Genomic DNA, 21,593 nt, shown 5'->3' with positions numbered 1-21,593 from the left:
CGGCGGCCTCGTCTTTGACAGATACTGCGCGAGGTGCCTATGCACGATCCGTTTGAAGAATCCCTGCGAGACCTGCTAAAGGCTTCGCCTTCCGGCCGCGAGCGTGACGATGACGCTTGCCTGGGCCGTGTCCTGAAAACCGCCAACCGCCAGGTCGGTGCCGGTGATCTTTTCAGCTTGCTGGGTCGCTGGATCCAGGCGCTGATGATTGCCCTCAATAATGGCTCGGCGCATGTTGCGCCGGTACGCCGCAGTGCTTCTGCCCGTAAAGCTGATAAGGCCGATTGAATATGGAACTAGATCTCTGGACCCAGAGCCTGGTCACCGCCATGACGGCGTTGTGGACCAAAGTGGCGAACTTCATTCCCAATTTGTTCGGTGCCCTGGTGGTGGTGCTGCTTGGCTTCGTCGTCGCCAAGCTGCTCGACACCCTGTTGTCGAAACTGCTGGCCAAGGTTGGCCTGGATCGCCTTATGGCGGGTACCGGGCTGACCAAGATGCTGGGTCGGGTGGGTATCCAGGTGCCGATTTCTACCCTGGTCGGGAAAATCGTCTACTGGTTCGTATTGCTGATTTTCCTGGTTTCTGCAGCTGAATCTCTGGGGCTGGAGCGGGTTTCAGCTACGCTGGACATGCTTGCCCTGTACTTGCCTAAAGTGTTTGGTGCGGCCTTGGTGCTGCTGGCTGGTGTGCTGCTGGCCCAGGTTGCCAATGGCCTGGTGCGCGGTGCGGCAGAAGGCATAGGCCTGGAGTACGCCGCCGGCGTTGGGCGGATCGTTCAGGGGCTGGTGATCATCATCAGTATCTCCGTTGCGATCAGCCAGCTGGAAGTCAAGACTGACCTGCTCAACCACGTGATTGTGATTGGTTTGATAACCGTTGGTCTGGCCGTTGCCTTGGCCATGGGGCTCGGCAGCCGCGAGATTGCCGGGCAGATTCTGGCCGGAATTTACGTGCGTGAACTCTATCAGGTTGGCCAGCAGGTGCGGGTTGGCGAGGTCGAGGGGCAGATCGAGGAGATCGGTACGGTCAAGACGACCCTGCTGACAGATGATGGTGAATTGGTGTCCTTGTCCAATCGGATTCTGCTGGAACAGCGAGTCAGTAGCCGCTGATCGGGCAATTTCTGCTAATGTATGCCGCCGCAAAATGGCCTCGGGCTATTTTGTGGGGCATTTGACCTGACTCTCGGCCAGATCTGTTTTGAATAAAGTTCACTCGCTGTCCATGCGTTACGACCCCCGCGAGCTCACTGATGAAGAGTTGGTGGCGCGTTCGCATGAGGAGCTGTTTCATGTTACCCGCGCCTATGAAGAGCTCATGCGGCGCTACCAGCGGACCCTGTTCAACGTCTGTGCGCGTTATTTAGGGAACGATCGGGATGCCGACGATGTCTGTCAGGAAGTCATGCTCAAGGTGCTGTATGGCCTGAAGAACTTCGAGGGTAAGTCCAAGTTCAAGACCTGGCTCTACAGCATTACCTACAACGAGTGCATTACCCAGTACCGCAAAGAGCGACGCAAGCGTCGCTTGATGGATGCCCTGAGTCTTGATCCGGTCGAGGAGGCCTCGGACGACAAGGCCCCGAAACCGGAAGAAAAGGGCGGACTGGACAGATGGCTGGTGCATGTCAATCCGATTGACCGTGAAATCCTGGTGCTACGTTTTGTCGCAGAGCTGGAATTTCAGGAAATCGCCGACATCATGCACATGGGTCTGAGCGCCACGAAAATGCGGTACAAGCGGGCGCTCGACAAGCTACGTGAGAAATTTGCGGGCATTTCCGAAACTTAGTAGCACGCAAATATCTCTAACGTACGGGCAAGTTCTGCTAAACTTGCCCGCGAGTTGTCCCCCGGATTTGGTGGGACTGCTTAACAATCACCAGATGGGGATTTAACGGATGAAATTGAAAAACACCTTGGGCATTGCCATTGGTTCTCTTGTAGCCGCAACTTCGTTCGGCGCTCTGGCACAAGGCCAAGGCGCAGTCGAGGTGGAAGGTTTCGCCAAGAAAGAGATGTTCGACAGCGCTCGTGACTTCAAAAACAACGGCAACCTGTTCGGCGGCTCGATTGGTTACTTCCTGACCGACGACGTTGAACTGCGTCTGGGTTATGACGAAGTCCACAACGCTCGTGCCGAAGACGGTCGTAACATCAAGGGCTCCAACACTGCCCTGGATGCTCTGTACCACTTCAACAACCCAGGTGACCTGCTGCGTCCTTACGTTTCCGCTGGTTTCTCGGACCAGAGCATCGGCCAGAACGGTCGTAGCGGTCGTAACGGTTCCACCTTCGCCAACCTGGGCGGCGGTGCCAAGCTGTACTTCACTGAAAACTTCTACGCCCGTGCTGGCGTTGAAGCTCAGTACAACATCGACCAGGGCGACACCGAGTGGGCGCCAAGCGTCGGTATCGGTCTGAACTTCGGCGGTAGCTCGAAGAAAGCTGAACCAGCTCCAGCACCTGTTGCTGAAGTCTGCTCCGACAGCGACAACGACGGCGTTTGCGACAACGTCGACAAGTGCCCTGACACCCCAGCCAACGTTACCGTTGACGCTGACGGCTGCCCAGCTGTTGCTGAAGTCGTTCGTGTAGAGCTGGACGTCAAGTTCGACTTCGACAAGTCGGTTGTGAAGCCAAACAGCTACGGCGACATCAAGAACCTGGCTGACTTCATGAAGCAGTACCCACAGACCACCACCACTGTTGAAGGTCACACTGACTCCGTCGGTCCTGACGCTTACAACCAGAAGCTGTCCGAGCGTCGCGCTGGCGCCGTCAAGCAGGTTCTGACCCAGCAGTACGGTGTTGAGTCGAGCCGCGTTCAGTCCGTTGGTTACGGTGAGACCCGTCCGGTTGCCGATAACGCTACCGACGCTGGTCGTGCTGTAAACCGTCGCGTAGAAGCGCAGGTTGAAGCTCAAGCCAAGTAATTGGTCTGACGCTTGAAAAGCCCGGCTTAGGCCGGGCTTTTTTTGCCTGCGATTTAGTGAGCATTTCAAGATTTCAGCAGGTGCAGGAGCAGAATCAGGTTGAGCAGCAGGGACAGCAGCGCCAGGCCGCGCCAGACTTTCAAGGGTTCACGCTCAAGCAGTGGCCGAGGCCGCAGTGTTGACGACTGTTGGTCGCCCTGCTCAAGCTGCAATAGCCATTGTTCGGCCGTTTCATAACGTTGCTGTGGGTCGGCAGCAATGGCCTGGCTCAGGTTGCGTTCCAGCCAGTCGGGCACATCGGGTCGCAAGCGCGCTGCGCTGGTGGGTGTGCCAAAGCGCGGGTGCTGGAAGGCTTCGATCTCGCCATAGGGGTACTGACCGGTCAGCAGGTAGAAGAGCGTTACGCCTGCTGCATAGAGATCTTGTTGTGCGCTGGGTGGGCAGCCCTGGAAGGCTTCTGGAGCGATGAACGAAGGTGTCCCGGGCAAGTCCTCCATAGGTGCCTCGGACAGCCCTTGGCAGTAGGCCAGACCAAAGTCCAGCAGGCGCAGTTGGTCGTCCCCGGCAAGGTGCAGGTTTTCCGGTTTGATATCGCGGTGCAGGATGTTGCGTCGGTGCAGTTGGCCGACCGCCCGCAGCAGTTGGCGGGCGACGTTCTGCCATTTCTCCAATGGCAAGGGGCCTTCGCGCTGGAACAGCTCGGCCAGGGTCTGGCCGTTGTACTCGCGCATCAGGTAGTACAGGTGTTGGCGTTGCCCAGCAGTGTGCACCTCGGGGAAATAGCGTCCGGCAACCCGGCGCAGGAACCATTCCTCCATCAGCAGGCCCTGTTGTCCTCCTGGGTCGTCCTGACGTGTGGCTGGGAGGGTTTTCAGCAGCCAGTGCTGGTGCTGGTTGTCATGTGCGCGATAGAGCAGTGATTGGCGGCTGTGGGCGAGCAGACTGTCGACGGTCCAGCCATCGATAACCTGCCCTGGGCGCAGGCTGGGAGGCAATGGCCAGTCTTGCAATTGAGCAAGGCTGTCGCCCAGATTGGCCGCCCCCGGTTCCTCAATACGCACCAGCAAGGCGCTGGCATTGTCTTGGCTGCCTGCATGATGGGCGGCACTGACCAGTGTCTGGGCCACCTGGTCCAGGTCTGGCTGCTCGCGCAAATGGGCGGCGATCTGCTGCTCATTCAGGCTGGCCCAGACGCCGTCGCTCAGTAGCACATAACATTCACCGGCCTGCAGCTCACCTTCGAGAAAGTCCACCAGCAGATGCTCATCCAGGCCGAGGGCGCGTTTGAGTACGTGCTGCATACCGGGCTGATCCCAGACATGGTCCTGGCTCAGGCGCTGCAATTGACCGGCATGCCAGCGGTAGGCGCGACAGTCGCCGACATGCGCGAGGGTAAAGCGTCGGCCACGTAGCACCAGGGCGGTCAGTGTGGTCAGTAGCGGTTGGCCGCCGCCGTTGGCCCGCAGCCAGCGGTTTTGCGCCAGTAGCAGGCGCTCCAGCGCCTGGGCGACACCCCAGGTTGCCGGGGTGCTGTAGTAGTCCATGGCCAGGGCCTGCAGGGTGGCTCGTGCAGCCAGGCCGCCGTCGGCACAGTGGCTGACGCCGTCGGCCAGGGCGAACAGGTAGCCCTTGCAGGCTGCCAGCTCGGGGGCGGGGGTTACCAGGCGCAGCGCATCCTGGTTTTCCTCGCGCGGGCCGATGGCGCTGGCTTGGGCAACACTCAATTGCAGGCCCATGGCTACCTCAGACGCGGGCGGCGGTGACCGCCGCCGAGCCCCAGGTGGTGCGCCAGCGGCGTTTAACACCGTGCAGGCCAAACCAGGCCAGTACGCCCAGGCTGGCGAACAACCACAGCCCCAGTTGATAGTCGCCGCTGTGTTGCTTGATTGTCCCCAGGCCGGCTGCCAGAAGGAAACCGCCGATGCCTCCGGCCATGCCGATCAGCCCGGTCATTACCCCGATTTCCTGGCGAAAGCGCTGCGGAACCAACTGGAACACAGCGCCGTTCCCCGCACCCAGGCCCAGCATGGCGCTGACGAACAACGCCAGTGCGGCCACGGCGCTGGGCAGGTTGAAGCCGACCGCGGCGATGCAGATGGCTGCCAGGCTGTACATGGCCAGCAGTGTGCGGATGCCGCCGAAGCGGTCAGCCAATGCGCCGCCAAGCGGGCGCATCAGGCTGCCACCGAAGACGCAGGCCGCGGTGTAGTAACCGGCGGTGACGGGGTCCAGATGGTACTGGTCGTTGAAGTAGCCGGGCAGGGCACTGGCCAGGCCGATAAAGCCGCCGAAGGTGACGCTGTAGAAGAACATGAACCACCAACTGTCACGATCACCGAGGGCTTTGAGGTAATCCGCTACGGCTTTGGGTTTCGCGCGCTGCGGGGCGTTGCGCGCCAGCAGGGTGAACAGTGCCAGGGTCAGGATCAGCGGTATCAGGGCGAAACCAAAGACGTTGCTCCAGCCAAAGCCGGCGGCCAGCACCGGAGCCAAGAGGGCGGCAAACACGGTGCCGGAGTTTCCTGCACCGGCAATGCCCATGGCCTTGCCCTGATGTTGGGCCGGGTACCACTGTGATGCCAGTGGCAGGGAGACAGCAAAGGAAGCGCCGGCCACACCGAGGAAAACCCCAAGCAGCAGCGCCTGTTCGTAGCTGTGAATCCCCAGGTGCCAGGCGCAGAACAGTGCGGTGATGACGATCACCTGGCCGATCAGTCCGGCGGTTTTCGGCGACAATCGGTCAACCAGCACGCCCATGATGAAGCGCAGGATGGCACCCGACAGAATCGGTGTTGCCACCATCAGGCCGCGTTGTTGGGTGGTCAACTGCAAGTCGCTGGCGATTTGCACGGCCAGCGGGCCCAGCAGGTACCAGACCATGAAGCTAAGGTCGAAATACAGGAAGGCGGCAAACAGGGTTGGGATATGGCCGGATTTCCAGAAGCTCGTATTCATCGAACACCTCGGTCAGCATTGCAACGGAAGTCGTACCCCGGAGGGCGAAACGAAAAAAACGCCGCTGCCCGACCAGCCTGAGCTGGAGGGCGAGCGACGTCTTTGTCGGAAATGTGTGGCAACCGCCGTTGGCTACCTGTGACTACGAATTAGCAAGAGCCGGGCCAGAATGGCGATCAGCCAAGCAAGTCGTTCATGGCAATGACCTGCTCGGCAACCTGAATCAGTTTCTGTTGCTTGCTCATGGCCTGGCGCCGCATCAAGGTGTAGGCCTCTTCTTCGTTGCAATGCTTCATCTTCATCAATAAGCCCTTGGCCAGTTCGATGCGCTTGCGTTCTGCCAGTTGCTGGTCACGGGCCTGCAGCTGAGCGCGTAGGGCCTGGTCGCTTTCAAAGCGGGCCATGGCCACCTCGAGAATCGGTTGCAGGCGGCTGGCCTGAATGCCTTCGACGATATACGCGCTGACGCCGGCGTGGATGGCCTGGCGCATGATTTTGGGGTCGTGTTCGTCGGTAAACAGCACGATCGGTCGGGCAAGATCACGGTTGACCAATACCACCTGTTCCATCACGTCGCGGCCGGGTGACTCGGTATCGATCAGAATGACGTCCGGGCGCACCGTTTCGACGCGCAACGGCAGGTCTATGGTCAGCCCGGATTCTTCAATAACCTCGAACCCGCTTTCGATCAGCGCAGCTTTGAGTCGGCCGACTTTTTTCTCGGTGTCGTCGATCAGCAGGATACGCAGCATAGGGGCCTTTCCTCTCAGTGCTGGGCGCGCGCCACGGGCGCGTCGGCCAGGGCATGCAGGCGAAAGCTGCGGGCATATCCATACGGGTCGGTGCCGTCCCAGCGCGTTCCATCGATCAGTTGGCTGCTGCGCATGGCCGATTCCGGGCAAGGTACGCCCAATGCGCCGGCGGCTTCGCGGTACAGCGTCAACTGATGAATGCGTTGGGCAACCGCCAGGTAGTCCGGGTCGTCACGTAACAAGCCCCAGCGGCGGAACTGGGTCATGAACCACATGCCGTCTGACAGGTAGGGCAGGTTGACGCGGCCGTTATCGTGCAGGCGCAAGGCATGCGGGTCGTGCCAGTGGTTGCCGAGGCCATCGTGGTAGTCGCCCAGCAGGCGCGGTTCAATGTGGCTGACCGGGGTGTCGAGGTAGCTGCGGCCGCTGAGCAGTTGCGCGGTGCTGCGGCGGTTTTCAGGGCTTTGTTCGATGAACCGGCTGGCAGCCAACACCGCCATCACCAGTGCCCGTGCTGTATTCGGGTAGCGCTCGACGAAGGCGAGCGTGCAGCCGAGTACTTTCTCCGGGTGGTCTGGCCAGATCGACTGGCTGGTCGCCAGCGTGAAGCCCAACCCCTGCTCGACAGTACTGGCTGCCCAGGGCTCACCTACACAAAAACCGTCGATCCGGCCGGCCTGCAGGTGCGCGGGCATTTGCATTGGCGGGATCACCACGCTGTTGACGTCTTCCAATGGATGAATACCCTGGCTGGCGAGCCAGTAGTACAGCCACATGGCGTGGGTGCCGGTCGGGAAGGTCTGGGCGAAGGTCAGTTTTGTCTGGTTTTGGTGCGCGTGGCGCTCCAATGCTTCAGGATCGGTCACACCCAGGTTTTGCAGGGCCTTGGAGAGGTTGATGCTCTGCCCGTTCTGATTAAGCCCCATCAGCACTGCCATGTCGGTGGTGGTGCCACCCCCGATGCCCAGGTGCACAGCATAGATAAGGCCGTACAGGCTGTGAGCGGCATCCAGTTCGCCGCTGATCAGCTTGTCGCGCAGGTTGGCCCATGAGCTTTGGCGCTTGAGGTTGAGGGTCAGGCCGTAGGGCTGGGCAAACCCCTGGGTGGCGGCCACGACCAGTGGGGCGCAGTCGGTCAGGGCCATGAAGCCGATATCCAGGCTGTGCTTTTCTGGCGCATCGCTGCCATTGACCCAGGCCAGTGGGTTTGCCGGGAGTGTAGTGTTCACGTGATGTTGACCGCTCTGTCGTTCTTGCCTGCCCGAATGCAGACAGGTTTCGTGGAGGTGACAAAGCAACCCATATGCCAGACCGGGGTCGTGGCGCTGTCCTCGGGCCTGTGCCGCCGCTATAATCGCGCTTTTATTTCCGTCGAGCTAAGCCCGCCCATGTATAACCTGGCCCGCCAGCTGCTGTTCAAGCTTTCCCCGGAAACCTCCCACGACCTGTCCCTGGACCTGATCGGTGCCGGTGGTCGTCTGGGTATCAACGGTTTGCTGACCAAGGCGCCGGCCCGTTTGCCGGTGACCGTGATGGGGCTGTCGTTCGACAACCCGGTCGGTCTTGCCGCTGGCCTGGACAAGAATGGCGCGGCCATCGACGGTTTCGCTCAGTTGGGCTTTGGTTTCGTCGAGATCGGTACCGTCACCCCGCGGCCGCAGCCGGGTAATCCCAAGCCGCGCCTGTTCCGCTTGCCTGAAGCCCAGGCAATCATCAACCGCATGGGTTTCAACAACCTTGGGGTCGACCACCTGCTTGCCCGTGTGCAGGCCGCCAAATACCGCGGTGTGCTCGGCATCAATATCGGCAAGAACTTCGATACGCCGGTCGAGCGTGCAGTGGATGACTACCTGATCTGTCTGGACAAGGTCTACAGCCATGCCAGCTATGTGACGGTCAACGTCAGCTCGCCGAATACGCCCGGCCTGCGCACCCTGCAGTTCGGTGACTCGCTCAAGCAATTGCTTGAAGCCCTGGCCGAGCGTCGTGAGCAACTGGTGATGCAGCACGGCAAGCGTGTGCCGCTGGCCATCAAGATCGCGCCTGACATGAGCGACGAAGAAACTGCGCTGGTGGCTGCAACGTTGCTGGAGTCGGGCATGGATGCGGTGATCGCAACCAACACCACCCTCAGTCGCGAAGGGGTCGAAGGCTTGCCGCATGCTGACGAGGCGGGCGGTCTTTCCGGCGCGCCGGTGTTGGCGAAGAGTACCCATACGGTGAAGATTCTTGCCGGTGAGTTGGCCGGTAAAATGCCTATCATCGCCGCAGGTGGTATTACCGAGGGGCGGCATGCAGCAGAAAAAATCGCTGCTGGCGCCAGCCTGGTACAGATTTACTCGGGCTTCATCTATAAAGGACCTGCGCTGATTCGCGAAGCAGTAGACGCGATTGCCGCGTTACCAGGCCGCTGAACCGCAGGCATAAAAAAGGGCCCCGTCAGGGGCCCTTGGGCCTTAGCCCGCCGCCCGGATAGGGCTGGCATGGTTAATCGAATTCGATCCTCGTTCAGCCAACGGCGTGAAGTTCGTTGAGTCTGTGGATACCCGCAGTGCCGGTCATACCGTCCCAGTTGTCGCCTCGTCCTTCACGCCAGCCGTTGATCCAGGCTTGGCGAACCGACGGTAGAGTAAAAGGGCAAAGCTCGCGGGATTTGCCGGTGACCCCATATTGGTAGCCACGTGAAAATGCTCGTTCCAACGGATCACGCTTAAGTCTTCTCATAGGGTGTTGCCCTCACTTGTTGACTGTAATGTCCCGTCGGCCTCGTCTGAGGCCGGGCAGAATCGTTCTGCCGGTGTGCGCTCGCTGCCGGCGTGGCGAGCAGTAAGTGTTGCCCCGTTGCGGTGACAACATAGTTTGATTTCTAACCAATGCACGACACACTGTGAATGATCGATTTGTCATAAGGACGTAACCTTTCATAGGGTCACAAGGATAAGTAAAAATTTGCTACTGCGATGGATTCTCGGAAAAGGCCGCTATCATCAGGCTTTGCCCGTAGATGACGTCAGTTGGCCAGTGCTGAAGGTCACCTTCAGTTGAACCAGGAAAACGACGAAGGGTCATCACGATTCTTTTGTAACGGATATTTTCACTCTGCCCGGTGATCAGTGCTGCGTTGTCGCATGCACAGGTCTGTTCTTCCGGGTGGTCCGGTACCCCGCTCGGGTACCACTCGAATGCTTGATGGAAGGGCGTTCGATCAAACATCGAAAGGGCGATGCGCTTGCCCTTTCACTTATTGCTCAAGGCTTGGAAAACTCATGTCGGACCGTTTCGAACTTTACCTAACCTGCCCCAAGGGCCTGGAAGGCCTGCTAGCCGAGGAGGCGCGCGGGCTTGGCCTTGAAGAGGTGCGCGAGCACACTTCCGCCATTCGCGGCGTGGCCGACATGGAAACCGCCTATCGCCTGTGCCTCTGGTCGCGCCTGGGTAACCGCGTGCTGTTGGTGCTCAAGCGCTTCTCGATGAAGAACGCCGACGACCTGTACTACGGCGTGCATGACGTCGAGTGGGCCGATCATCTGGATGCCGCCGGAACACTGGCCGTTGAGTTCAGCGGTCATGGCTCGGGTATCGACAATACTCACTTCGGTGCCCTGAAGGTCAAGGACGCCATCGTCGACAAGCTGCGCACTTCAAGTGGTGAGCGCCCGTCGGTCGACAAGCTCAACCCGGACCTGCGTGTGCACCTGCGCCTGGACCGCGGTGAAGCGATTCTTTCGCTGGACCTGTCCGGGCACAGCCTGCACCAGCGTGGTTATCGTTTGCAGCAAGGCGCTGCGCCACTGAAGGAAAACCTTGCCGCTGCGGTGTTGATCCGTGCCGGTTGGCCGCGCATTGCCGCTGAAGGCGGCGCGCTGGCCGACCCTATGTGTGGTGTTGGTACGTTCCTGGTCGAAGCGGCAATGATCGCTGCCGACATCGCCCCGAACCTCAAGCGCGAGCGCTGGGGTTTCAGTGCCTGGCTGGGCCACGTCCCGGCGCTGTGGCGCAAGCTGCATGACGAAGCCCTGGCGCGTGCCGAGGCTGGCCTGGCGCGACCACCGCTCTGGATTCGTGGCTATGAAGCCGATCCGCGACTGATTCAGCCGGGGCGCAATAACGTCGAGCGCGCAGGGCTGAGCGATTGGGTGAAGATTTATCAGGGCGAGGTGGGTTCGTTCGAGCCGCGTCCAGACCAGAATCAGAAAGGCCTGGTCATCTGTAACCCGCCTTACGGCGAGCGTCTGGGTGATGAAGCCAGCCTGCTCTACCTTTACCAGAACCTGGGCGAGCGCCTGCGTCAGGCCTGCCTGAACTGGGAGGCGGCGGTGTTCACCGGTGCGCCGGATCTGGGCAAGCGCATGGGCATTCGCAGCCACAAGCAGTATGCCTTCTGGAATGGCGCGTTGCCGTGCAAGCTGCTGCTGATCAAGGTGCAACCGGATCAGTTCGTCACGGGTGAGCGTCGTCAGCCTGAGCGCGATGGCAATGACGCCGCGCAACCGACCGCCGCATCGGCCAGCGAACCTGCACGCCTGAGTGAAGGCGGGCAGATGTTTGCCAACCGCCTGCAGAAGAACCTCAAGCAACTGGGCAAGTGGGCCAAGCGCGAGAACATCAGTTGCTACCGCCTTTATGATGCTGACATGCCGGAATACGCACTGGCCATCGATCTTTATCAGGATTGGGTGCATGTGCAGGAGTACGCGGCACCCCGTTCGATCGATCCGGAAAAGGCGCAGGCGCGTTTGTTCGACGCCTTGGCAGCCATTCCTCAAGCCCTCGGTATCGATCAGAGCCGTGTGGTGGTCAAGCGCCGCGAGCGGCAGTCCGGTACTCGCCAGTACGAACGGCAGAACACTCAGGGGCAGTTCACTGAAGTCAATGAAGGCGGGGTGAAGCTGCTGGTCAACCTGACTGACTACCTGGACACCGGCCTGTTTCTCGACCATCGCCCGATGCGGATGCGCATCCAGCGTGAAGCAGCCGGCAAGCGTTTCCTCAACCTGTTCTGCTACACCGCCACGGCCAGCGTGCATGCGGCCAAGGGCGGTGCGCGCAGCACCATGAGTGTCGACCTGTCACGCACCTACCTGGATTGGGCGCGGCGCAATTTCTCGCTCAACGGCTTCTCGGACAAGAACCGCCTGGAGCAGGGCGATGTGATGGCCTGGTTGCAGGCGTGTCGCGACGAGTACGATCTGATCTTCATCGACCCGCCAACCTTCTCCAACTCCAAGCGGATGGAAGGTGTATTCGACGTTCAGCGTGACCATGTCGAGCTGCTGGACCTGGCGGTTGCACGGTTGGCGCCGGGCGGTGTGTTGTACTTCTCGAACAACTTCCGCAAGTTCCAGCTGGATGAGCGTCTGAGCGAGCGGTATGCCGTAGAGGAAATCAGCGCCCAGACACTGGACCCGGACTTTGCACGCAACAGCAAGATCCACCGTGCCTGGAAGATTCAGGCGCGCTGAGTCCGTTTGATGTGGGGTGCTCAACGCCGTGGTTATCAAGCCTCGGTGAGGGTGCCCCAAAACCGCCGAAGGCTGTCCAGGTGCGCTACCTGTACAGCCTTCTGTGCCTATCTGTCCCTGTTAGGCCCTTGGCCTCAAGGTTGTACGGCCGCTGTGCTGTTCACCAGCTTGGGTTGGCGATACAGGTCCAGCAGCACCTGGTCAAGAATCGCCGAAGCGCCCCAAGGTTTTGGGTCGTTGAGGATCGCTACCACGGCCCACGTATTGCCGTTGCTGTCGCGGCTGTAGCCCGCAATGGCGCGTACGGTGTTCAGGGTACCGGTCTTGATGTGGGCTTCGCCGGCCATGGCGGTGCGCTTGAGGCGCTTGCGCATGGTGCCATCCATGCCGGTCAGCGGCATCGAACTGATGAACTCGGCGGCATAGGGGCTCTTCCAGGCGGCTTGCAGCAGCGTCGCCATTTCGCGCGCGCTGATCCGTTCGGCACGCGACAGGCCTGAGCCGTTTTCCATGATCAGGTGCGGCGCAGTAATGCCCTTTTTCGCCAACCACTGACGGACCACGCGTTGAGCTGCGCGAGCATCATCGCCATCGGCGTCGGTGCGGTATTGCGCGCCCAGGCTGAGGAACAGCTGTTGGGCCATGGTGTTGTTGCTGTACTTGTTGATATCACGAATGATCTCGACCAGGTCCGGGGAGAATGCCCGAGCCAGAAGGCGGGCATTCTTCGGCAGGGCGTCGACCCGGTCGCGGCCGTCGATGCTGCCGCCCAGCTCGTTCCAGATTGCCCGCACTGCGCCGGCGGCATAGGTGGGGTGATCAAGCAGGGAGAGGTAGGTTTGAGAGTTGCAACCTTCGCCCAATTGACCACTGACGACCACGGTGATGCCATCGGCCCGTGTTATCGGGTTGTAGCGCACATCGCCCGTGCACTGCTTGCCGGCTACGGCCTTGACCTGATTGTCGATGTGGATGGTGGCGATCGGTGGTTCGACCGACACCAGCACTTTGCCGCCATCGTTACGGGCAACGAAACGCAGGGCCTTGAGGTTGATCATCAACGCGTCGGGCTTGACTAGAAACGGCTTGTTCTCATCGCCGCCGTCGTCATTGAACTGGGGCAGTTGGGGTTGGACGAAATGGCTGCGGTCGAGCACAAGGTCGCCGGTAATGCGTTGAACGCCATTGGCGCGAAGGTCACGCATCAGCAGCCAGAGTTTTTCCATGTTCAGCTTGGGATCGCCGCCACCCTTGAGGTACAGGTTGCCTTGCAGCACCCCGTTGCTCAGCGGGCCGTCACTGTAGAACTCGGTTTTCCACTGATGGGTGGGGCCGAGCATCTCCAGTGCGGCATAGGTGGTGACCAGTTTCATGGTCGAGGCCGGGTTGACCGAGACATCGGCATTGAACACGGTAGGCGTTCCGGGGCCATTGAGCGGCAGCATCACCAGCGACAGGGCCGATTCCTGCAGTTTGTTGGTCTTCAGGGCCTGTTCGACTTTCGGCGAAAGGGTCGTGTTGACGGCAGCCGCATGGCTTGGCAATGCCAGTGGCAGTAAAAGGCCGGCAACAAGAAGAGGGCGTAGTGATTTGATCATCTGAGGTAGAACCCTGCGAGCGAGGGGTGAAAAAAACGAGGCGATATAAGATGGACGCCCCGGTATGACAAAAATAGTGCGTGCATTATGCCCCAAGCTGCGCAGCGATGGGCGGCTTCATCGACCTTGGTTTTGACTTGAAAGCCTGCTGTTCATGGCAGTCGGTTTTCCTGCCGTGGCGTTTTAATCGGGCACCGGGGAGGCAAAACTGATAGAGTGCGGCGCGTTATTACTTAAGAGGATTGTTTCATGGCGACCAACCGTTCCCGCCGTTTGCGTAAAAAGCTCTGCGTGGGTGAATTCCAGGAGCTGGGCTTCGAACTGAACCTGGAGTTCAAGGAAGATCTGACCGAAGAAGCTGTCGATGCCTTCCTCGATGCCTTTCTTGTAGAAGCCATGGATGCCAACGGCCTGGACTATGTCGGCGGCGATGACTTCGGCCTGGTCTGCTCGGCCAAGCGCGGCTCGGTGACTGAAGCGCAACGCGCTGCTGTCGAGGCTTGGTTGAAGGCTCGCAACGAGCTGACCAAGATCGAGCTCAGCCCGCTGCTCGATGCCTGGTACCCGGAAAACGAAATCAATCCGGTTGCTTGATATCCAGTGAAACGGCAGCCTCAGGGCTGCCGTTTTCAGTTTTGCCTGCCTTGTTTTGCTTTCTCCTCACTCCTCCTGCAGGCTTGTTACAGCGCTCAGCTCTGTAATTTTTTCCTGCAAGGCCAGTTCGAACGTCTGCATTTCCCGCAACAGCCGTTGGCGCCGACGCCGGATTACCGGTTCCTGGGCATTTTTGCTGCACGCGTGCTGCAACTGTTCGCAGGCGTCCATCAAGGCTGATGCCTGAACGATACGTGCCGCCCCAAGTACCTTGTGGGCATGGTCCATCAAGGCTTCTGGCGACCCCTGTGTGTCGAGCTCCAGCAATGTCTGCCGGTCGCGCTGATTGCTTTGCAGCAGTTGTTCGAGCAGGCGGCGCAGATCGCTGCGAGAGCTACCTACCACAGGTTCCAGGCGCTCAAGGTCCAGTTCGGCGACGCGTGCCACATGTGGCGCATGGGGCAGCAGCGGTGCTTGTGCCAGGCGCTGGCCAAGGGCTCTGAGGCTGATCGGTTTGAGCAGGCAGTCATCCATGCCGGCCTGCAGGCACTGCCCACGAGCCTCTGGCTGGGCGTTGGCGGTGTAACCCCACAGGGTGCAGCGAGTCAGCCCGTGTTGCTGCTCGTGCTCGCGAATGGCCTGGGCAAGCTGGTAGCCGTTCATTCGCGGCATGTTGCAATCGATGATAAGCACATCGAAATGCCCCTGCTTCCAGGCGTGCAGCCCGCTCAGGCCGTCCTCGGCGCTGGTATGGCGCACGCCCAGATAATCCAGTTGCTGAGCCATCAACAACAGGTTGGCCGGGTGATCGTCGACGACCAGTACGCTCAGTTCCGCCGGCACTGCGGGTGTTTCCGGTTCCGGTGCCTGGGTTTCGGTGCAGGCCTCAAGCCCGGTCAGCGGCATGCTGACCTGAACATCGGTACCGTGCCCCGGTTGACTGTGAAGGATCAGCCGGCCACCCATCATTTCACACAGGTTGCGACTGATCACCAGCCCCAGGCCGGTGCCACTGCGGGCTAACTGGCTCTCGGGGGAGACTTGGGCAAAGGGATGGAACAGGCGTTGCTGGTCGCTTTGGCTGATGCCAATGCCGGTGTCCTGCACTGACATTTCCAGGGTCAGCCCGCTGCCACCCGGGTTCGGGTACAGGGACACATGTACAGTGACATGGCCACGTTCGGTAAATTTGATGGCGTTGCTGACCAGGTTGGACAGGATCTGCTTGAAGCGAAGCGGGTCGAGCAATACATCGCGTTGAGCATTGATGGCGATGTCCATGTTCAGGCGCAGGCCTTTCTGACGAGCCAGCCCGTCGAACACCCGTCCTACTGACTCCACCAGTTCGGCCAGATTGACGCGCTCCGGCGCCAGGCTCAGGTGGCCGGATTCGATGCGGGCAATGTCCAGAATGTCACCAATCAATGCCAGCAGGTCGGTCGCCGAGTTGTGTGCGACTTCGATGGCCAGTTGGTCGAGCTGACCCTTTTCGGCGCGTTTGAGCGCCAGTTCAAGCATGCCGATCACCGCATTCATGGGGGTACGGATTTCATGGCTCATGGTGGCCAGGAAGGTGCTCTTGGCACGGTTGGCCTCGTCGGCCTGTTTCTTCGCCAGGCGCAGGTCTTCGATCAGTTGGCGGCGTTCGCTGATGTCGATCCAGCCGCCAATGATGCCCTGAACCTCACCTAGCGAGTCGCGGTACGGCAGGATCCAGTGATAGATGGTCAATTGCCGGTCCTTGAGCAGCAGGGGGCGATCGCCGATCAGCGGTGTACCCTGCTTCATGACCATCTCGTAGTCCGCATGGATCTTTCGCGCCTGGCGCTTTCCACCTTTTCCGCCGGATGGCACCGGCTTGCCGAGCACCGCTTCCGCTTTGGCCTCAAGCGCCTCCAGGTAGCTTTCGTTGCAGGTTTGCAGCAGCCCCTGGCGATCCCGGACATAGATGGGGTGTGGGGTGCCGTTGACCATTGCACGCATGAAGGCCAACTGGTCGTTGAGGGCGCGCTCAGCCGCTTCACGCTGTTTGATCTGCCGACGCATCCAGGCGTTCCAGGCCAGCGATAGCAGCAGTAGCGCAGCGGTACCGAGAATGATCTGCACGATCAGGCGCTGATGATTGCGCCAGTACGAGTCACCACCGGCGCTGTAGCCACGCCAGCGGCTGTTGATGACGCCCAGCTCTTCGGGGGTGATGCTCAGCAAGGCCTTGTCGAGAATCGAACTGAGTTCCTGGGCGCCTTTGGCCGTGGCCATCGAAAAGTTTGACGGCTCGGCGCCGACCGTCGAGCGAATGATCAGATCCGGCTCGGAGGCCATGCTGAAATTGGCATTGATCAATGCCGTGATCGTACCGTCCACCTGGCCTTGGGCGAGCAGCGAGGTTGATGTTGAGGTGCTTTCTGTCTCGACCAGTTGAATCGTTGGAAAACGTTGGCGCAGCAGGTTGATGACCGTGCTGCCTCGGGTCAGTGCTACCCGCTTGCCTTGCAATTGCTCCAGGCTGGTTGGCTGATCCGATCCCTTGCGCGTCACCAGAACATAGGAGTTTTCCAGGTAGGGCCGACTGATCGCGAGTGTGGCATCGCGCTCGGCGCTGGGCGAAATGGCGGCGATCACATCGGCATTGTTGTTGTCGATACGGTGGATCATGTCGCTGATGCCCGTGGTGCGTTGCACCTCGAAGCGCAGCCCTGTGCGCAAGCGAATCAGTTCGAGCAGGTCGGCGGCGATGCCGCGAAAATTGCCGGAACTGTCAAAGAAGGTCAGTGGTGCAGCGTTTTCGTTGACCACCACGCGCACCACGGGATGTTCACCCAGCCAGCGTTCTTCACGCTTGGACAATTGCAGTTTGCGGTCGCTCAGCAAGACCCCGCTGCCCGCGCTCCAGCGCTGGAAGATGCGCTCCCGTGTGGCGCTGGATACCGCACTGAGTGTCGTGTTGACCATCCCCAGCAGCATCTGGTTGTCGCTGCGCAGGGCAAAGCTGAAGCCCACGGGTTCGTGTTTGCCGAAGTTGGCCATCTTGACGTTCTGCAAGTAGCCCTGGTTGATCATGTAGTGTGTCGAGATGGTATCGCCGAGAAAAACATCGGCCTGATCGAACGCCACGGCATTGAGTGCGTGCTGGTAGGACACGTAGGTGTGGGTGGTCGCTTTGGGGTAGGTGGTGCGTACCTCGTCCAGTGGCAAGTAATGGTAAACCATGCTCAAGCGCAGATTGGCCAGGCCGGTGTTGAGCGGCCTGCTCTCGTCTTCGCGGGTGACCAGTACCGGTTGATCAATCGCGTAGGGGTGTGAGAGTACGACGCCCTGGGCGCCGGCCTCGTAGCCGTTGGCGCTGCCCAGCAGATCGATCCTGCCCTCGGTCAGTGCGCGAACGGCATCCTCTCGGTTGGCGAAACGTTCGACGCGAATCGGGATATCGAGCGTATTGCTCAGCAAGCCGGCGTAGTCCGCCGTCAGGCCCTCGTAGTCACGGCCGCTGGCGGTCATGTCGAACGGGGGGTAATCCGGCGCTGAGGTACCCAGTATCAGTTCGTGCTTGTCATTGAGCCATTCCGTCTGCTCTGGTGTCAGGGTGATGTTGATCCGAACCGGGCCCGAGCGGCTAAGCAGGGCATACTGACCCGGTTGGTCGACCTCGGCCATTGCCGAGTGCCAGGTACAGGCGGATATCGCCAGCATGCATGCGGCAGTGAAGTGCTTCACCATGGCGCTCTTCATACCAGTGCATTGCGTTTTGCCATTTCAATCAATTCCACCAGCGAGTTTGCCCTGAGCTTTTGCATCAGGCGCTTCTTGTAAGTGCTCACGGTCTTGTTACTGAGAAACATGCCTTTGGCAATTTCCTTGTTACTCCTGCCTTGGGCAAAGAGTTGCAGCACCATAAGTTCCCGGTCATTGACGTGTTTGAAGAGATCAATCTCGTTGTTGGTGTTTTCAGCATCCCGGGCGTGAGTAAGAGCTTGGCTAGGGAAGTAGTTGTATCCCGAAAGTACCGCTTTTATGGCGCTGAGCAGTTCGCTGAGGTCTTCTTGCTTGCACACATACCCGCTGGCGCCCGACTGCATGCAGCGCATGGCAAACAGTGTTGGGGACTGGGCCGTCAGCACCAGTATCTTGAAGGGGAGCGACATGGCATGAAAGCGTGAAAGCACTTCCAGCCCGTCGAGTTTCGGGATGCTGATGTCCAGAATAATAAGGTCTGGCTGGCATTCTCGAACCATTTGCATGGCATCTACGCCGTTATCCGATTCGCCGGCTACCTGGTAGCCTTCATTCTCCAACAGCATGCGCACGGCTAAACGTATGACCGGGTGATCATCAACAATAAAAACAGAATACATAGGCCTCTTCCGGTGGGAACCAATAGGAGGGCGCACCTTAGCTCAGATGTAGACCGGTGCGCAGGCATACAGGGGGGAGAGTGGCCAATATGGGATAATTCCTACAATTTAAACAGTGTAGGACTACGCGTTTAGCTCGATACTTGTTGTGTCAATGCTGTTTTTTAATCAATTTGTTGCGCGTTTTACGAACTGTTTAAGTTGTTTGTTGTATTTGTAGGTTGTTTCTTGCAGAGCGAGTTAATTTGGTATGTAAGCTTCTGCTGTACAAGAGTCCTGACGGGCAGGACTCTTGTGGGCGGGCGTCGGCTCAGACCAGGCTCGAACGCCCGGTCATTTCGCGCGCCATCTCGCTGGCATAGCTGTCGGTCATCCCGGCGATGAAGTCGATCATGCGCATGAATGAGTTGTGCAGGGAGCCTGCCGGGTTCGGCGCATTGTTGCCGAGCAGGTCGAGAATGCGGCGGTGCTTGAACGAGGGCGTGCGCCCACCATGCTGTTCCAAGGCTGCACCACAGAACGAGTTGAGGAGAATTTCCAGTGTGGTGTAGGCGCCGATTTCATGCAGTGTCTTGCGTTTGTCCTGGAAGATTTTTTTGCGCGCCATGTCTTTGGCCTGGAGTACGCAACGCTTGGCCGGACCGTGCATATGTTCGACCAGATCCCCCTGCAGCGTGCCAGCGAGCAGCGCGGGTTGCTGCTCGACAAAGGCGCGGGCCGCGGCGTTGGTGAGGTGCTCGATGGCCTTGCCGCGCAGGATCGCCAGTTTGCGTCGACGCGAATCAGCGGGGCCGAGTTGGCGGTAGGTTTCCGGTAGGTCATCGCCGACCAGGCCAAGCAACAGTGACTCGACTTCGGCATAGTCCAGCAGCTCCATCTCAAGGCCGTCTTCAAGGTCGATGAGGGCATAGCAGATGTCGTCTGCTGCCTCCATCAGGTAGACCAGTGGATGGCGCGCCCAGCGCTGTTCTTCCAGTTGCGGCAGGCCCAGCTTTCGGGCGATCTGCTCAAGCAGCGGCAGTTCGCTCTGATAACAGCCGAACTTGTGCTTCTTGTAGCCAAGCGCGTCGGCATGGCGCGCGGTCCACGGGTATTTCAGGTAGGTGCCCAGCGTTGCATAGGTCAAACGGGTGCCGCCATCGAACTGGTGGTATTCCAGTTGTGTCAGCACGCGAAAGCCCTGGGCATTGCCTTCAAAGTTGAGGAAGTCGGCACGCTCGGCGTCGCTCATTGCATCCAGCCAGCCGCGCCCGGCCGCTTGCTGAAACCAGTGGCGTATGGCGTCTTCGCCCGAATGGCCGAACGGTGGATTACCAATGTCATGGGCCAGGCAGGCCGACTGAACCACCATGCCCAGGTCACTGGGTTCACACCATTGGGGCAGGCTATCGCGCAGGGTTTCGCCGACGCGCATGCCCAGTGAGCGGCCCACGCAACTGACTTCCAGGGAGTGGGTCAGGCGGGTGTGGATATGGTCGTTGCTTGACACCGGGTGGACCTGGGTCTTGCGCCCCAGGCGGCGGAAGGCGCCGGAGAAGATGATGCGGTCATGGTCTTTGTGGAACGGGCTACGCCCGAGCTCTTCGGGGCTGTGCAGGGTTTTACCAAGGCGTTCGCGGGTAAGCAGGGTGTGCCAATCCAAGGCCATTTCTCCAGGTCAGGTGCAAGGCAGTCATTGCCCTAGCTTCCTGTGTCGAGCGCTCGGCTGCAAGCCTTACAGCCCGGCTGCGTCGACATCGATCAACAACAAGCGTCGACCTTCATCGAAAAACTGTCCTGCCGTCAGGCAATACTGGTTGCTAGTGGCATCGCGGTAGGTGGTCGAGAGGATCAGTCGACGTTCTTCCCAGCCTTCGGCGAGCAGTTGATAGAAGTAGGGGCGCCATGACCAGTTGTGGCCCAGATAGCTGGCATCGCTATGCCAGCGACGCTCCCGCCACTCCAGATTCGGGGTCAGTTGGGTACCATGGCGGTCACATTGAAAAAAGCGTAATACCCAGGGATAGGCGTCCAGCTGTGGCAGCTGCTTGAGCGGTGCCTTCGCCATGGCCCAGGCGTGCAGTTGTGGCATCAGGGTGCTCAGCTTGCGGCGCATGTCCATCAAGCGTTTGCGCTCGTCAAGCTTGCCATGGACGTACTGTTGGCGCAGATGAGCAAAACGTTCGACAAAAGCCTCGGCCGGGAAGAATTCGAGTTCGGCCTGTGCAAACAGAAACCCTTGGACGAAGCGTGCACCGCACTCGAGCGCGAAGTTCAGCTCCGCTTCAGTCTCGACCCCTTCGGCGATGATCCAACAGCCGGTCTTTTCCGCCATCTGCGCGAGGGCTTTTACCACTTCGCTACTGGGCCCGCCTCGAGCGGCGGCCTGAAACAGGCGCATGTCCAGTTTGAGGATGTCGGGCTGCAGCGCCAGCACCCGGTCCAATTGGGAGTAGCCAGCACCGAAATCATCAATGGCGATCCGTGCTCCGGCTTGGCGATAGCGCTTGACCACCTCGGCCAGGCGTTGCGGGTCACCACTGAGTTCGGTGATCTCGAAGACCACCCGCTGTGGATCGATGCCCTCTTTTTCTAACTGCATCAAGCTTGGCAGTGGTTGCCCGGTCGCCAGCTCACTGACCCAGCGTGGGGAGATATTCAGGCTGAGAAACCAGTCCTCAGGGGCAAGATGGAACTGTCGCAGGGCATGCTGACGCAGTTGTCGATCAAGTTCGCGCAGGTTGTCTATGGGCAGTGAAGGATCGTTGAACAGCGCGCCGACGCTCTGCAGCGAGCCGTCGGCTTGGCGCAAGCGTCCAAGGGCTTCCACGCCGGCGATACGGCCTGTGGCAGTATCGATGAAGGGCTGAAAGCAGGCGAGCGGTTGCCCGTCGAACACGGCGGCTCCTCAGGTGAAGTGGGTTGGCAACGAGGCCTTGCCAGTGCAAGGCCTGCTGGCCGAC

General features: G+C 59.8%; 17 protein-coding genes. 7 read left to right on the top strand and 10 right to left on the bottom strand.

The features are described from left to right. The first annotated feature begins 33 nt into the window (after positions 1 to 33). From CYD26_RS03520 to CYD26_RS03505, 4 genes are all read left to right on the top strand, one after another. Positions 34 to 288: a CrfX protein gene (locus CYD26_RS03520; RefSeq protein ID WP_176717402.1), complete on the top strand. Its 255-nt coding sequence runs from the start codon at positions 34 to 36 to the stop codon at positions 286 to 288. A 2-nt stretch (positions 289 to 290) separates the two neighbouring features. Beyond that, positions 291 to 1,115 (top strand): mechanosensitive ion channel domain-containing protein, encoded by an 825-nt coding sequence (locus CYD26_RS03515; protein WP_099775423.1) that lies wholly within the window; start codon positions 291 to 293, stop codon positions 1,113 to 1,115. An 88-nt stretch (positions 1,116 to 1,203) separates the two neighbouring features. Further along, a complete protein-coding gene (sigX, locus tag CYD26_RS03510; protein ID WP_176717403.1) occupies positions 1,204 to 1,794 on the top strand; it encodes an RNA polymerase sigma factor SigX in 591 nt (196 codons plus the stop codon). 109 nt (positions 1,795 to 1,903) lie between these two features. Beyond that, entirely contained in the window at positions 1,904 to 2,938 is a 1,035-nt protein-coding gene (locus tag CYD26_RS03505; RefSeq protein WP_102051809.1) for an OmpA family protein, read from the top strand. A gap of 65 nt (positions 2,939 to 3,003) precedes the next feature. Here CYD26_RS03505 and CYD26_RS03500 read toward each other — a convergent pair whose 3' ends face one another. The 4 genes from CYD26_RS03500 to CYD26_RS03485 all read right to left on the bottom strand — a co-directional run bounded on the left by CYD26_RS03500 (position 3,004) and on the right by CYD26_RS03485 (position 7,874). Further along, the gene (locus tag CYD26_RS03500; protein WP_102051808.1) at positions 3,004 to 4,674 is read right to left on the bottom strand and encodes a bifunctional protein-serine/threonine kinase/phosphatase; all 1,671 of its coding nucleotides are present in this window, start codon (positions 4,672 to 4,674) and stop codon (positions 3,004 to 3,006) included. A gap of 7 nt (positions 4,675 to 4,681) precedes the next feature. Beyond that, positions 4,682 to 5,893 carry a NarK/NasA family nitrate transporter gene (locus CYD26_RS03495; RefSeq protein WP_099775421.1) on the bottom strand — a complete coding sequence of 404 codons (1,212 nt, stop codon included), beginning with the start codon at positions 5,891 to 5,893 and terminating at the stop codon, positions 4,682 to 4,684. A 176-nt stretch (positions 5,894 to 6,069) separates the two neighbouring features. Next, complete coding sequence (locus CYD26_RS03490; protein ID WP_099775420.1) at positions 6,070 to 6,645, bottom strand: ANTAR domain-containing response regulator; 576 nt, start codon at positions 6,643 to 6,645, stop codon at positions 6,070 to 6,072. A 14-nt stretch (positions 6,646 to 6,659) separates the two neighbouring features. Beyond that, positions 6,660 to 7,874: a CmpA/NrtA family ABC transporter substrate-binding protein gene (locus tag CYD26_RS03485; protein WP_102051807.1), complete on the bottom strand. Its 1,215-nt coding sequence runs from the start codon at positions 7,872 to 7,874 to the stop codon at positions 6,660 to 6,662. A gap of 159 nt (positions 7,875 to 8,033) precedes the next feature. On the opposite strand from CYD26_RS03485, the gene CYD26_RS03480 reads away from it, so the two are divergent. Next, positions 8,034 to 9,059, top strand: a complete 1,026-nt coding sequence (locus tag CYD26_RS03480; RefSeq protein ID WP_102051806.1) for a quinone-dependent dihydroorotate dehydrogenase — start codon at positions 8,034 to 8,036, stop codon at positions 9,057 to 9,059. A 94-nt stretch (positions 9,060 to 9,153) separates the two neighbouring features. Here the strand turns inward: CYD26_RS03480 and rmf are convergent, their stop codons facing one another. After that, positions 9,154 to 9,369, bottom strand: a complete 216-nt coding sequence (gene rmf, locus CYD26_RS03475; RefSeq protein ID WP_010223328.1) for a ribosome modulation factor — start codon at positions 9,367 to 9,369, stop codon at positions 9,154 to 9,156. Between the two features lie 542 nt (positions 9,370 to 9,911). Here rmf and rlmKL point away from each other — a divergent pair. Further along, positions 9,912 to 12,107, top strand: coding sequence for a bifunctional 23S rRNA (guanine(2069)-N(7))-methyltransferase RlmK/23S rRNA (guanine(2445)-N(2))-methyltransferase RlmL (gene rlmKL, locus CYD26_RS03465; protein WP_065761159.1), 2,196 nt, complete (start codon positions 9,912 to 9,914; stop codon positions 12,105 to 12,107). A gap of 134 nt (positions 12,108 to 12,241) precedes the next feature. On the opposite strand, the gene dacB is transcribed toward rlmKL, so the two are convergent. Further along, the gene (dacB, locus tag CYD26_RS03460) at positions 12,242 to 13,705 is read right to left on the bottom strand and encodes a D-alanyl-D-alanine carboxypeptidase/D-alanyl-D-alanine-endopeptidase (RefSeq protein WP_065761160.1); all 1,464 of its coding nucleotides are present in this window, start codon (positions 13,703 to 13,705) and stop codon (positions 12,242 to 12,244) included. Positions 13,706 to 13,954: 249 nt separating this feature from the next. Here dacB and CYD26_RS03455 point away from each other — a divergent pair, with 249 nt between their 5' ends. Then, complete coding sequence (locus CYD26_RS03455; protein WP_065761161.1) at positions 13,955 to 14,299, top strand: YggL family protein; 345 nt, start codon at positions 13,955 to 13,957, stop codon at positions 14,297 to 14,299. Between the two features lie 66 nt (positions 14,300 to 14,365). Here the strand turns inward: CYD26_RS03455 and CYD26_RS03450 are convergent, their stop codons facing one another. The 4 genes from CYD26_RS03450 to CYD26_RS03435 form a co-directional block, all read right to left on the bottom strand. After that, positions 14,366 to 17,989 (bottom strand): transporter substrate-binding domain-containing protein, encoded by a 3,624-nt coding sequence (locus CYD26_RS03450; protein WP_371917180.1) that lies wholly within the window; start codon positions 17,987 to 17,989, stop codon positions 14,366 to 14,368. A 35-nt stretch (positions 17,990 to 18,024) separates the two neighbouring features. Further along, positions 18,025 to 18,651, bottom strand: a complete 627-nt coding sequence (locus tag CYD26_RS03445) for a response regulator transcription factor (RefSeq protein ID WP_065761162.1) — start codon at positions 18,649 to 18,651, stop codon at positions 18,025 to 18,027. A 310-nt stretch (positions 18,652 to 18,961) separates the two neighbouring features. After that, positions 18,962 to 20,293 carry a deoxyguanosinetriphosphate triphosphohydrolase gene (locus CYD26_RS03440; protein WP_099776744.1) on the bottom strand — a complete coding sequence of 444 codons (1,332 nt, stop codon included), beginning with the start codon at positions 20,291 to 20,293 and terminating at the stop codon, positions 18,962 to 18,964. Positions 20,294 to 20,365: 72 nt separating this feature from the next. Then, positions 20,366 to 21,529: an EAL domain-containing protein gene (locus CYD26_RS03435; protein ID WP_065761163.1), complete on the bottom strand. Its 1,164-nt coding sequence runs from the start codon at positions 21,527 to 21,529 to the stop codon at positions 20,366 to 20,368. Between the last annotated feature and the right edge of the window lie 64 nt (positions 21,530 to 21,593).

The organism is Pseudomonas sp. FFUP_PS_473 (assembly GCF_002858665.1).
GTDB classification, from domain to species: Bacteria; Pseudomonadota; Gammaproteobacteria; order Pseudomonadales; family Pseudomonadaceae; genus Aquipseudomonas; species Aquipseudomonas defluvii.
Note: the sequence above shows the minus strand (reverse complement) of the source record. Positions and strands in the feature narration are given on the sequence as shown.